The organism is Curtobacterium sp. MCLR17_044 (assembly GCF_003234435.1).
Lineage (GTDB): Bacteria > Actinomycetota > Actinomycetes > Actinomycetales > Microbacteriaceae > Curtobacterium > Curtobacterium flaccumfaciens.
On the sequence record NZ_QKTC01000003.1, the window covers coordinates 23,130 to 35,680 of the forward strand.

Annotated in this window: 9 protein-coding genes; 4 read left to right on the plus strand and 5 right to left on the minus strand. The window is 68.5% G+C overall.

The features are described from left to right. Nucleotides 1–44: 44 nt before the first annotated feature. Nucleotides 45–1,358: a right-handed parallel beta-helix repeat-containing protein gene (locus DEJ04_RS02815; protein WP_181437713.1), complete on the minus strand. Its 1,314-nt coding sequence runs from the start codon at nucleotides 1,356–1,358 to the stop codon at nucleotides 45–47. Between the two features lie 264 nt (nucleotides 1,359–1,622). On the opposite strand from DEJ04_RS02815, the gene DEJ04_RS02820 reads away from it, so the two are divergent. Continuing rightward, nucleotides 1,623–3,545: a hypothetical protein gene (locus DEJ04_RS02820; RefSeq protein WP_111046184.1), complete on the plus strand. Its 1,923-nt coding sequence runs from the start codon at nucleotides 1,623–1,625 to the stop codon at nucleotides 3,543–3,545. A 63-nt stretch (nucleotides 3,546–3,608) separates the two neighbouring features. Here the strand turns inward: DEJ04_RS02820 and DEJ04_RS02825 are convergent, their stop codons facing one another. The 4 genes from DEJ04_RS02825 to dnaK all read right to left on the minus strand — a co-directional run bounded on the left by DEJ04_RS02825 (nucleotide 3,609) and on the right by dnaK (nucleotide 7,719). Continuing rightward, entirely contained in the window at nucleotides 3,609–4,019 is a 411-nt protein-coding gene (locus tag DEJ04_RS02825) for a heat shock protein transcriptional repressor HspR (RefSeq protein ID WP_027464889.1), read from the minus strand. A 126-nt stretch (nucleotides 4,020–4,145) separates the two neighbouring features. Continuing rightward, nucleotides 4,146–5,150 carry a DnaJ C-terminal domain-containing protein gene (locus DEJ04_RS02830; RefSeq protein WP_017886377.1) on the minus strand — a complete coding sequence of 335 codons (1,005 nt, stop codon included), beginning with the start codon at nucleotides 5,148–5,150 and terminating at the stop codon, nucleotides 4,146–4,148. A 41-nt stretch (nucleotides 5,151–5,191) separates the two neighbouring features. Then, nucleotides 5,192–5,851 carry a nucleotide exchange factor GrpE gene (locus DEJ04_RS02835; RefSeq protein WP_082046895.1) on the minus strand — a complete coding sequence of 220 codons (660 nt, stop codon included), beginning with the start codon at nucleotides 5,849–5,851 and terminating at the stop codon, nucleotides 5,192–5,194. A 2-nt stretch (nucleotides 5,852–5,853) separates the two neighbouring features. Next, complete coding sequence (gene dnaK / locus DEJ04_RS02840; RefSeq protein ID WP_071246129.1) at nucleotides 5,854–7,719, minus strand: molecular chaperone DnaK; 1,866 nt, start codon at nucleotides 7,717–7,719, stop codon at nucleotides 5,854–5,856. A 662-nt stretch (nucleotides 7,720–8,381) separates the two neighbouring features. Here dnaK and DEJ04_RS18330 point away from each other — a divergent pair. The 3 genes from DEJ04_RS18330 to DEJ04_RS02860 all read left to right on the plus strand — a co-directional run bounded on the left by DEJ04_RS18330 (nucleotide 8,382) and on the right by DEJ04_RS02860 (nucleotide 12,537). Next, nucleotides 8,382–10,529, plus strand: a complete 2,148-nt coding sequence (locus DEJ04_RS18330) for a hypothetical protein (RefSeq protein ID WP_181437714.1) — start codon at nucleotides 8,382–8,384, stop codon at nucleotides 10,527–10,529. 92 nt (nucleotides 10,530–10,621) lie between these two features. Continuing rightward, nucleotides 10,622–11,050, plus strand: a complete 429-nt coding sequence (locus DEJ04_RS02855) for a DUF3060 domain-containing protein (protein WP_111046187.1) — start codon at nucleotides 10,622–10,624, stop codon at nucleotides 11,048–11,050. Nucleotides 11,051–11,172: 122 nt separating this feature from the next. After that, complete coding sequence (locus DEJ04_RS02860) at nucleotides 11,173–12,537, plus strand: polysaccharide biosynthesis tyrosine autokinase (RefSeq protein ID WP_111046188.1); 1,365 nt, start codon at nucleotides 11,173–11,175, stop codon at nucleotides 12,535–12,537. The last annotated feature ends 14 nt before the right edge of the window (nucleotides 12,538–12,551 follow it).

The following is a 12,551-nucleotide window of genomic DNA, read 5'->3' on the forward strand; positions in this document are numbered from 1 at the left end:
GGGCCCACGAGGCTCCGGGGGTGCTCTGCGTCGGGGGCAAGAGGTCAGCCGGTCGTCACCGTCGCTCCGCCGTGGGCGATCCGGACCCGTGCCGTCCCCCAGGTGTTGTGCCGGACGGCGAACCGGTTGTCCGCGTCCCCGAACCGGACCGCCACGGCCAGCGCGTGCGGTGCGGACTCGAAGTGGTTCCGCGTGATCACGCCGTGGTTCGCTCCCGCACGGACGTTCACCCCGACCCCGGTGCCACCGACCCCCACGATGCGGTTCCCACGGACCGCGACCGACGCGTTCGAGTGCGCGAGGCAGACGGCGTTGTCGACGCTCGCCTCGATCCGGTTGCGGGCGACCACCATCCCCCGAGTCAGCTTGAGCAGGATGCCCGCCTCACCCGAGGACCCGCCGCCACCGGTCACGACGTTGCCCGAGACCACTCCCGTTGCCCGTGGCCGAGTGGAACCGACGGTCGTTCCGGCACCGCTCACGATGATGGCGGACCCCGGTGCGAGACCCGGTGACCTGGTCACGGTGTTGTCCGCGATGACCAGTCCGATCGGCGCCACGCTCGTCTGTTCCCGATCGGCGGGGTCCTTCGACGGCACGGCGGCGATGCCGACCCGGCAGCCCGTCACGACGTTGCCGCGGATCTCGATGTCCTCGCCGGCGTGCGTGTCGATGCCCTCCCAAGCGGGGACGCCGTCGATCCGGTTGCCCGTCACCCGGACCCGAGCCGACCGGCGGGCCTCCGAGGGGGCGTACCGGGCGTCACGCGTCAGGGAGATGCCGTAGGAATTGACTCGACGCGCGGGCTGCCGGACATCTCGCACCGTGTTGCCGTCGATGGCCCCGTCGACGACGCCGACCCCGACGATGCCCGCGTACCCGAGGCGCTCCATGGTCGTCCCGGTGATCTCGAATCGGTCGCAGTACTCCAGGTGCACACCGTCGTGCGGGATGTCCCGGAAGTGCCCGCGTCGCACGGCGATCCCGTGCAGCGGAGCACCGTGAAGCCCCATCACCGCGATCCCGTGGCCGAGGGCCCCGCTGTCGGCACCGGCGCCCGTGATCACGGCGTCCACGATCTCGACGTCGGACACCTGCACCAGGAGGGCACTCGACCCCGTCGTCATGTGGAGGGCACCGGTGCCGGTGAACCGCAACCGCAGTGGACGCCGGACGACGAGGCTCCGCGAACGCGTCCAGGCCCGGTCGATCACGTACTCCCCTCCGGAGGGCACCGCGTCCAGTGCCGTCTGCAGGTCGTCGTCAGCGTCGCCCACCGCTTCGGTGGATCCGGGGCGTTGCCCCAGGACCACGGCCGCCGCCAGCCCGAGTCCGCCGACCACGGCAGCGACCAGCACACGACGCCGACTCCGTTCCTCTGGCCGCACCCGATCGTCCATCCTTGCCCCTGTCGTCGAGCCGATCACCCGGCCTTGCGCCGCAACACTACGGCGCGCCAGGCGCCGTGTCGAGACGTCGGAATTTCAGAATACGGAAGGCATTCTGTATCTCGCGTTGCCGCATAGTCGATGGGTTTTCAGCTCTGATATGTTGCGTTCCGATTAGGTCACATGGACCCGATCGGTACCGCCCATCCACCCTCAGAGACGAGAGAGACATCGATGACGAGACACCCCCGCAGGACCACCGCTCGCACGGCAATCGGCCTGACGGTCCTGACGATCGCCGCGACCGCCGGGCTGTCCCCGGCCGCCGCCGCTGAGCTCGACGAGTCGGAGCTGACCATGGTCGGCCCGCTCGTCACCGAGACCTCGGCGTTCGCCGGCGACCCGTCCACCCCGCGGTACAGCGCCCCCTCGGCGGCGGCGGCCGGAGCAGAGATCCCGGCGAACCGAGCGAGCACCCTGGCTGCCGCTCGGGCTGCCGCCGTGCGGTGGTCCGTCCCGGCCCCCGGGGCGGTCACCACCGTGCGACCCCTCTCCGCCCCTGAACTCTGCCTGACGGCCGGGACCGCGTCGATCACGAGCTACTCGCCCGTCACCCTCGAGACGTGCGTCGACGGTGACGCCAAGCAGCGGTTCCGCACCGCGGCGAACACCGGCTCGAACAACCCGATCGGCACCGGCCTGCAGTCGACCTACAACCGCGGGTTCCTCGGGCTGTTCAACACCGACCGGGTGATGCGCCTGCAGTCCCAGAACGTCGCCGACCGACTGCCGAACATCGAGGACTTCACGCCCTCGTTCACCGCACGGGTCGACTCCACGGACGTCACGACGCGGAGCGCCCAGGTCTCCGGCACGGGGACCCCCGACGCGACGGTCCTCATCGACGGTCGGAACCCGCAGGTCGTCGGGCCCGACGGTCGCTGGACGGCCCGCGTCACGAACCTGCTCCTCGGCACCAGCACCCTCGAGCTCGAGCAATACGAGGGAACCGAACGCACCGGCGCCGCAGAGCTCGAGATCACGCTGACGGTGGCACCGCTCACGTTCGAGACGACCTTCGTCGACGCCCTGTCCGATCCGGTCACGGCCAGTGGGAGCGCGCAGCCCGAGGCCGCGGTCCGCCTCTACGACGCCGCGGGGAACCAGCTCGGCGACACGGTCACGGCAGGTCCGGACGGAGCGTGGGAGACGACGATCCCCGCACCCGATGCCGGCGGTGTCCTGCGGGTCACTGCCGCACAGTTCGTCGACGGCGTCCGCGACACCGCGAACGAGGTGACCCGCGACGTCGACTACGGGGCCGCGGTGAGCATCGCCACCCCGGCCGAGGGCGCCGCCCACGCTGGCGGTTCGGTCTCGATGTCGGGTAGTGGCGAACCGGGGTCCACCATCGAGGTGGTCGAGGTGACCGCCGACGGCGAGCGCACGGTCGGACGCAGCACCGAGGGGGTCCTGCCCAGCGGCCGCTGGTTCGTCGACACCGACTCGCTGGACCGAGCCGAGCACGTCCTCCGCGTGGTCCAGGGCTCGAAGGGCGACAACACGACCACCGCACAGGTCACGATCAACCCCGGCGAGACCGGCCGCCTGACCCAGGTCCGACTCTCGGGGCCGGCGACCGTCACCCCCGGGGTGTCGAACCGGATCTCCGGGACCGGCGAACCCGGTGCGAGCTACCGCGTCCTGAACGTCTCGGGCACCCAGATCGTGCCCGGCACGCACCAGGTCGACGACGAGGGCCACTGGTCCTACGACCGGGTGGTGACGCGCGGTTCCGCGAGCTTCCAGTTCGTCATCGAGCAGACGAAGGGCGAACAGGGACCGGAGCGGTCCGAGCTCTTCACGATCGCTGGCAACGAGGGCTTCGCGCCGGTCGAGATCACCACACGCGCCGTCGACCCCGGCGTCGTGAACACCTTCGAGGGCACCGGCCCGGCCGGGGCGACGATGGTCGTGCTCAACGCATCGGGCACACAGATCGTGCCCGGCACCGTGACGGTCGACCCCGAGGGCAACTGGAGCTTCGAGCGGGTCGTCTCCCGCGGCGCCACGAAGTTCCAGTTCATGTTCCGGGTGTCGATCTCGGGGACCACCTACGAGACGGCGCTGACGGAAGTGTTCGCCAACACCCGCTGATGCCGGGTTGAAACGACGATGCCCCCGGACCACTCGGTCCGGGGGCATCGATTCATCGGCGCGTCAGCGCGGCCCGCGGTACAGCACGATCTGCGTGTTCCGCTGCGGCCGCGACCCCGCCTTGAGGGAGATCGCCGCACCACTCGCGGTGGCGGCGAAGACCCGTGCACCGGGCCGGTTGATGAGCTGGTCGGCCAGTGCCGACTCGAGTTCGCGCACCCGGTCGCGCAGCGCCTTGTTCTCGTTCTCCAGGTCGAGCACCCGCCGGATGCCCTCCAGCGACACCCCCTCGGAGCCGAGACGCGCGATCTCGCGCAACTGCACGACATCGCGCATCGAGTACCGCCGCGACCCACCCCGGGTGCGGCCCGGCACGACCAGGCCGAGCCGGTCGTACTGCCGCAGCGTCTGCGGGTGCATCTCGGCGAGCTCCGCAGCGACCGCGATCGCGAAGACGGGCGAGTTCTCGTCCATGTCGGTCATGGCGCGTTCCTTTCCGTCGTCCGCATGGGGTGGAAACCAGCCTGGAGGCTCGGTGCGGCTTCCTGACGGAGCCGCGCCGGGCCTCCAGACCGGTCTACTGCTGTGGTTGCGTGCGGGCTAGTCGCGCGCCTTGGCGAGGAGGTCCTCGCGGGGGTTCTCGTCGGGCAGCGCAGCCGCGAGTGCCTCGACGGCCTCGCGCTGCTTGTCCGACAGGTGTGACGGCACCGCGACCTGGACGGTCGCGAGCAGGTCGCCCGTGCCGTTCTTCGTCGTGACGCCGCGGCCCTTGACGCGCAGGACACGACCCGACGGTGTGCCGGGGGCGACCTTGAGCTTCACGGGCGAACCGCCGAGCGTCGGGACCTCGATCGTCGCGCCGAGCGCTGCCTCGGTGAACGTCACGGGGACGTCCACGCGCAGGTTGAGCCCGTCGCGCTCGAACACCGGGTGCTTCCGCACCGACACGGCGACCACGAGGTCACCTGCCTCACCACCGTCGGGCGAGGGCTCGCCGCGGCCGCGCAGACGGATCTTCTGACCGTCGGCGACACCCGCGGGGATGCGGACGTTCACCGGTCGACCGTTGCCCTGCGACAGCTTGACGGTGTCACCGGCGATGGCCGTCGTGAAGTCGAGGGTCGTCGACGCCGTGACGTCGCGGCCCTTCGTCGGCCCACCGAAGCCGCGGTAGCCGCCGGAGGTCTGGCCGAAGCCGCCACCCCCGCCGAACATCCCGCCGAGGATGTCCTCGAAACCGCCGGCACCGCCGGGGCCACCCTGGCCGAAGCGCACACGCTGTCCGCCACCGCCCTGCTGCCCGAACATCCCGCCGAAGACGTCCTCGAACCCGCCCTGGCCCCCGCCGCCCGCCGTGAAGCGAGCGCCGGAGCCCATGGCGCGGACCTGGTCGTACTCCTGGCGCTGCTCCTTGTCGGAGAGCACCGAGTACGCCTCACTGATCTCCTTGAAGCGGTTCTCGGCGGCGGCGTCACCCGGGTTGGAGTCCGGGTGGAACTGCCGCGCGAGCTTCCGGTACGTCTTCTTCAGCTCGGCGTCGGAGGCGTCCTTGGACACGCCGAGGACCTTGTAGAAGTCCTTGTCGAACCAATCCTGACTGGCCATGGATCACCTGCCTTCTTCTGTCGTCACCGTGGGGACCCGGCTCAGGCCGGGACCGCCACCGCGACCTTGGCCGCGCGGAGGACCCGCTCACCGAGCTTGTAGCCCGGCTCGACGACGTCCGCGACGGTCTGTCCGGTGGCACCCGGGGTGGGGAGCTGGACGATCGCCTCGTGGATGTTCGGGTCGAACGCCTCGCCCTTCTCGCCGATCTGCACGAGCTTGAACTTCTCGAAGCCCCCGCGGATCTTCTGGCCGATGACCTGCATCGGGCCCTCGGCGAGGTCACCGTGGGCCTCGGCCCGGGTGAGGTCGTCGAGCGCCGGCAGCAGGGCCCGCACCACTTCGGCGATGGCGACCTCGCGGTTGGCCTCACGGTCACGCTCGACGCGCTTCCGGAAGTTCACCAGCTCGGCCTGCGCTCGGAGCATGTCAGCACGCATCTCGGCGACGAGGTCGCGGTCCTCGGTGCTCAGCTTGTCCTCGGCGATGCCTCGGGCGGCGTCGGCGAGCAGCGCTTCGTCCTCCGGGGAGAGGTCGTTCGCTGCATCGGCCGCCGGGCCCCCGGCGGCGGGGCCGTCCGTCGGTACTTCGACGTCGGGCCCCTCCGCCTCGATGAGGTCCTCGGGCTCGGCAGCGTTCGTGGCGTCGCCCTCGACCTGGGGCTCGTCCTCGTGGGGCGCGTTGTCCTTGGGATCCGTCATCGTTACTTCTTGTCCTTGTCGTCCTCGTCGTCCACGACCTCGGCGTCGACGATGTCCTCGTCGTCGGCCGGCTGCTCACCCGCGGGCTGCTCGCCACCGGCGGTGCCGGCTGCTGCGTCCTGCTGGCTGTAGATGGCCTGGCCGAGCTTGCCCTGCGACTCGTTGAGCTTGTCGAAGGCGGACTTCACGGCGTCGTCGTCCTCGCCCGCGAGTGCGGACTTGAGCGCGTCGACGTCGGCCTGCACCTCGGACTTGACGTCCGCGGGGAGCTTCTCGTCGTTCTCCTTGATCAGCTTCTCGATCGAGTAGACGAGCTGCTCGGCCTGGTTGCGACGCTCGTTGGCCTCGCGACGGGCCTTGTCCTCGGCGGCGTGCTCCTCGGCCTCGCGGACCATGCGCTCGATGTCCTCCTTCGGCAGCGACGAACCGCCGGAGATGACCATCGACTGCTCCTTGCCGGTGCCCTTGTCCTTCGCGGACACGTGCACGATGCCGTTGGCGTCGATGTCGAAGGTGACCTCGACCTGCGGGACGCCACGAGGAGCCGGTGCGATGCCGGTGAGCTCGAAGGTGCCGAGCGGCTTGTTGTCGCGGGTGAACTCGCGCTCGCCCTGGAAGACCTGGATCGCGACCGACGGCTGGTTGTCGTCAGCGGTCGTGAAGGTCTCGCTCCGCTTGGTCGGGATCGCGGTGTTGCGGTCGATGAGCTTCGTCATCAGGCCGCCCTTGGTCTCGATGCCGAGCGACAGCGGCGTGACGTCGATGAGCAGGACGTCCTTGCGCTCGCCCTTCAGGACACCGGCCTGCAGTGCGGCGCCGACGGCGACGACCTCGTCCGGGTTGACGCCCTGGTTCGGGGACTTGCCACCGGTCAGCGACTTGACGACCTCGGCCACGGCGGGCATGCGGGTCGAGCCACCGACGAGCACCACGTGAGCGATGTCGTTGACCGAGACACCGGCTTCCTTGATGACGTCGTTGAACGGCTTCTTGGTGCGGTCGAGCAGGTCGGAGGTCATCTGCTCGAACTGTGCACGCGAGATGGTCTCGTCCAGGTTCAGCGGACCCTCGGCGGTGAGCGTCAGGTACGGGAGCTGGATGTTCGCCGACATCTGCGACGACAGTTCCTTCTTGGCCTGCTCAGCCGCTTCCTTCAGGCGCTGCTTGGCGATCTTGTCCGTGGACAGGTCGACGCCGTGCTCGTCCTTGAACTTCTTGACCAGGTAGTCGACGATGCGCTGGTCCCAGTCGTCGCCACCGAGGCGGTTGTCACCGGAGGTCGCGCGGACCTGGATCGTCGAGAAGTCGTCGTCCTTGCCCACCTCGAGCAGGGACACGTCGAACGTGCCGCCACCGAGGTCGAAGACCAGGATGAGCTCGTCTTCCTTGCCCTTGTCGAGGCCGTAGGCCAGAGCGGCCGCGGTCGGCTCGTTGATGATGCGGAGGACGTTGAGGCCGGCGATCTCACCGGCGTCCTTCGTGGCCTGGCGCTCGGCGTCGTTGAAGTACGCCGGAACGGTGATGACCGCGTCCGTGACGTCTTCGCCGAGGTACTGCTCGGCGTCGCGCTTGAGCTTGCCGAGGGTGCGGGCCGAGATCTCCTGCGGCGTGTACTTCTTGCCGTCGATCTCGGTGGTCCAGTCGGTGCCGACGTGACGCTTGACCGACGCGATGGTGCGGTCGACGTTCGTCACGGCCTGGCGCTTGGCGGTCTCGCCGACCAGGACCTCGCCGTCCTTCGTGAACGCCACGATCGAGGGCGTCGTGCGCATGCCCTCGGCGTTGGCGATGACGGTGGGCTCGCCACCTTCGAGAACGGAGACGACGGAGTTGGTGGTTCCGAGGTCGATGCCTACTGCACGTCCCATGTGTTGCTCCTCTTGCTTGGGGGTAAGTCGTTGGACTTGCGTCCGATGGACTCAACTCTACTCCTGAGTCGCCTGGAGTCAACTTCAAGGAGAGCGAACCTGCGCCAATCCCACTCAACTCCCAGCCCTGCGCCCGCTTGCTAGCGCGTTCGCATGTTGGTATTTCACGTGATATTCTGAATACACATGCGCCGTCAGAGTCTGTTGACGGGCGTGCCCTTCCCGCACAGCCGCCGTCGCGCGGCCTGTCCTGAAAGATGCACATGTCTCACAAGAAGAGGGCTTCCTTCGCCCTCAAGTCCATGGGTGCGGCCGGGCTGGCCGCTGCCACCATCGTTTCCGGCCTGTCCTTCGGCGGCGTGCCCGCCTCCGCTGCTCCGTCGGAAACGGCGACTTCCGCGTCGACGAACTCAACCGTTACTGGGCGCCTCGTCTTGAAGCACCCGAATCAGGGCTACTGGTGGGCCATCAGTTCGGCGAGTACGAACGCCGTCTCAGCAAATCATCGATTCACATTCGCGGAGGCGAGAAGCCGAGCGGTCTCTGTGGAGTTCCCAGCACCTGGCACCACTGGCCCGATCAAGCAGGTGGGCAGTAATAGCTGCCTTGCGTCAGCGCTCAACGGCACCCTCCTGAAGTGGGCGACCTGCTCGGCCAGCTCCATGCAGTTCTCTCTGTCACGCAACCTCGGGCTTTCTGTGGTTCTCGGTGAGGCTAACGCCTACTACCTTCACAGCGGCGGAGGGTTCCAGCTGGCGACGTACGACGAGATCATTGCGTCAGTCAACCAGCCGCTCGTTGCCAACCTGACCAGCACGAACAACATCGGGAAGTCGGCCGTCATCTCCGGAACGGCGACGCCGAACCAGACCGTTACGATCGGCTCCAAGACCGTCAACGTGAACGCGGACGGCAAGTGGACCATGACGGTCACCGACCTCGCGAACGGCGTGAACTCGCTCGTGGCCATCCAGAAGCGCGGTACCACGGAGATCGACCGGAAGTCCGTCTCCGTCACGATCGTCGAGGGCGGCGGCCTCTTCGGCGTCGACCAGGGCCCGGTGGAGCTCGAGCGCGGCGAGACCACGCAGGTCCCGTTCGTCGTCGAGAACCGCGTTGATCGTACGAACACCAAGGGCACGGTCGTGCTGACCGCTCCGGATGGTGCGACCTTCTCCGAGCAGGACACCGTGCAGGGCTCATGGCGACGCGTCGGCAACACCGCATGGAACGCCTCCACGTCGATCCCGCTCACCAACGGCCGCCTGTCGAACGACAACACCACCCTGACGTTCGACGCGGACTGGGCCAGCGAGCGTCCGGCCGACCAGCAGTACCGCTTCATGGTCGACGTCACCGCTGCGGAAGATGCGCCCGAGGCGCCGAGCGCGATGGAATTCGACTTCAGCGGAACGAGCAGCACGAACGACTTCCGTGCACAGGGCTCGACGTCCACCACGATCGGGACCTCCGTCGTGGACCTGACCGCCGAGGTCGCGTCGGTCGACAACGAGGCCCGCTCGGCCGTGGTGACCGGTACCGCCACCCCCGGTGCCGACATCTCGATCGGCGACGAGACGGCCAAGGCTGACGCCACCACCGGCGCCTGGTCCATCACGGTCGACGACCTCGAGGTCGGCGACAACGCCCTCGTCGTGGTCCAGAAGATCAACGACCGCGAGATCGACCGCAAGACCGTCACCGCGACGGTCGAGGGTCGCACGGAGCTGGCCCCGATCACGCTGTCCGGTCCGGCCTCGGTCACCCCGGGTCGCTCGAACACCTTCACCGGTACGGCCGAGCCCGGCGCGACGTTCCGCGTGCTCAACGTCTCCGGCACCCAGATCGTCCCCGGCACCTTCGAGGTCGGTGCCGACGGCCGCTGGAGCTTCGACCGCGTCGTCTCCAACGGTGCGTCGAACTTCCGCTTCGTCATCGAGCAGACCAAGAACGGCCAGGTCGCCAAGTCCGAGCTGTTCACGGTGAACGCGTCGGCTCTCGCACCGGTGACCGTCACCACGCCGGCCGCCGTCCGTCCGGGCCTGACGAACACCTTCGCCGGCACGGCGGAGCCCGGCGCCACGTTCCGCGTGCTCAACGTCTCCGACACCCAGATCGTCCCCGGCACGTTCGAGGTCGACACGCAGGGCAACTGGACGTTCGACCGCGTCGTCTCCGCTGGTGCGTCGAACTTCCGCTTCGTCATCGAGCAGACCAAGAACGGCCAGGTCGAGAAGTCCGAACTGTTCACGATCAACGCCGCGGCACTCGCCCCGGTGACCGTCACCACGCCGGAGCGCGTCACCCCGGGCCGCTCGAACACCTTCACCGGGACCGGTGAGCCCGGCGCGACGTTCCGCGTCCTGAACATCTCGGGCACGCAGATCGTCCCCGGCACCCACGACGTCGACGCCCAGGGCAACTGGACGTTCGACCGCGTCGTCTCCAACGGTGCGTCGAACTTCCGCTTCGTGATCGAGCAGACCAAGAACGGCCAGGTCGAGAAGTCCGAACTGTTCACGATCAACGCCGCGGACTTCGCTCCGGTCACCGTCGCCAACCGTTCCGTCACTCCCGGTGCCGTGAACACCTTCACCGGTACCGGTGAGCCCGGCGCGAGCTACCGCGTGCTGAACATCACCGGCACGCAGATCGTCCCCGGCACCTTCGAGGTCGACGCCGAGGGCAACTGGACCTTCGACCGTGCGGTCTCGCGCGGCGCGACCGAGTTCCGGTTCGCCCTCGAGCAGACCAAGAACGGCAAGGTCGAGCTCAGCGAGCTCTTCACCCTGCCGGCCGACACCAAGTAGCACCCTGGCCCCTCCCGTCCACGCGACGGGAGGGGCCTCCCCTTCTTCCGCACGGCACCACCGCCGAACGAACTCCTCGGAGAGGAAACCCGATGAACACCATGATCCGCCGCGGTCTCGCCGCCGCATCCATCGCCCTCGTCGCCGCACTCGGCGTCACGGCGTGCAGCTCGTCCGACGCGAAGGACCCCGCCCCGACCGCCTCGAGCACCACGAAGGCGGCCCAGACCACCTACAACGAGTGCATCGACGGGGCCGTGCAGCTCTGGGATGACGACGAGGACTCCGACAAGACGATCACGACCGAGGACTGCGCAGCGGCGAACCTCATCAGTTCCGACCGCACCTACGACCTCGGCACGATCGACACCATCACCGTCGAGGCGAGCAACGCCACGATCTCGGTCTCCTCGACGAAGAAGGTCTACTTCAGCGGGTCGAACAACACGCTCACCTACAAGGGGGAAGCGCCCAAGGTCGACGACCAGGGCAAGGGGAACACCATCACGGCAGCCGGCTGAGTCCGACCGCCGACGGAATCAGGAGGGGACGGGAGCATCACTTCCGTCCCCTTCTGCGCGCCGTATTGTTCTTTCAGATGTGATGTTTTACACTGGTCCAGCAACCCGACCGGAGGCTCCTCTTGAACTACCTCGCCGTCATCCGCGCCCTCCTCTCGGGCTGGTGGATCATCGCTGGTGCAACGCTCCTCGGAGCCGGTGCATCCCTCGTCATCACGAGCGTCACCCCTCCCACGTACGAGGCGTCGACCTCGTACTACGTCTCGGTCGCCGGCGAGACCTCGGCGACCGCGGGTGAGATCGCACAGGGGTCGACCGCCGCACAGCAGAAGATCAAGTCGTACATGCAACTCGCGACCTCCCCCCGCGTGCTGCAGGGCGTGATCGACGAGCTCGACCTCGACACCACCCCCGCGGCACTCGCCTCCCAGGTCACCACCTCGGTCGACGCCGTCACCGTGATCATCAAGATCGCCGTGCAGGACGGGTCCGCCAAGGCAGCGGCCACGATCGCCGAGCAGATCGGCAAGAGCCTCGCCACGGTCGTGCAGGAGATCGAGCCCACCGGCGCCGACCAAGCGCCCTCCGTCAGGCTCGAAGAGGTCACACCCGCGTCCCGACCGCTGAGTCCCATCGCCCCGCGCAAGGCCGCCGACCTCGCACTCGGTCTGCTCGGCGGTCTCGCAGCGGGCGCGGCACTCGCACTGCTCCGCGCTGCGGTCGACACGCGCGTCCGCTCCAGTGAAGACCTGGACGGCGACGTCCCCGTGGTCGGCGACATCGCGTTCGACGCCGACGCTGGTCGGCACCCGCTGATCATCCGCGACGAGGTGAACTCGGCGCGGTCCGAGGCCTTCCGCAGCCTCCGCACGAACATCCAGTTCCTCCGGACCAGCGGCGCACCGACCATCGCCGTGACCAGCGCCAGGCCGTCCGAGGGCAAGACGACCACCACCGCCAACCTCGGGATCGCCCTGAGCAAGAGCGGCATGCGGACCGTCATCATCGACGCCGACCTCCGTCGCCCGAACGTCGCCGCCGTGATGAGCCTCGAAGGCGCCGTCGGGCTCACCGATCTGCTCGTCGGCCGCGTCGAACTCGACGACGTCCTGCAGGACTGGGGCCTGGACGGCCTCTCGGTCCTGCCCGCCGGCACGATCCCCCCGAACCCCAGCGAGCTGATCGGATCCGAGGCGATGGCACGGGTCCTCGCCGAGCTGGCCGCCAACTACGACGTCGTCCTGGTCGACACACCGCCGGTCCTCGCGGTCACCGACTCGGCGCTCGTCAGCACGCTCGTGTCGACGACCCTACTGGTCACCGCCGCCAACCAGACGAAGCGTTCCGACGTCCGACTCGCGATCGAGGCACTGGCCCGCGTCGGCCAGCAGGTCGCCGGCATCGTCCTGACCAAGACCAAGCACAAGGCCTCCCGGAGCGCGTACTACCGCTCTGAGTACAAGAGCGCTCGCCCTTCTGACCGATGACAAGGACACGTCCC

Excerpts from the sequence above, each read along its gene's own strand:
- DEJ04_RS02830 (WP_017886377.1), bottom strand. The coding sequence starts at position 5,150 with ATGGCCAGTCAGGATTGGTTCGACAAGGACTTCTACAAGGTCCTCGGC.
- DEJ04_RS02835 (WP_082046895.1), bottom strand. The coding sequence starts at position 5,851 with ATGACGGATCCCAAGGACAACGCGCCCCACGAGGACGAGCCCCAGGTC.
- dnaK (WP_071246129.1), bottom strand. The coding sequence starts at position 7,719 with ATGGGACGTGCAGTAGGCATCGACCTCGGAACCACCAACTCCGTCGTC.
- DEJ04_RS18330 (WP_181437714.1), top strand. The coding sequence starts at position 8,382 with ATGCAGTTCTCTCTGTCACGCAACCTCGGGCTTTCTGTGGTTCTCGGT.
- DEJ04_RS02855 (WP_111046187.1), top strand. The coding sequence starts at position 10,622 with ATGAACACCATGATCCGCCGCGGTCTCGCCGCCGCATCCATCGCCCTC.
- DEJ04_RS02820 (WP_111046184.1), top strand. The coding sequence starts at position 1,623 with ATGACGAGACACCCCCGCAGGACCACCGCTCGCACGGCAATCGGCCTG.
- DEJ04_RS02825 (WP_027464889.1), bottom strand. The coding sequence starts at position 4,019 with ATGGACGAGAACTCGCCCGTCTTCGCGATCGCGGTCGCTGCGGAGCTC.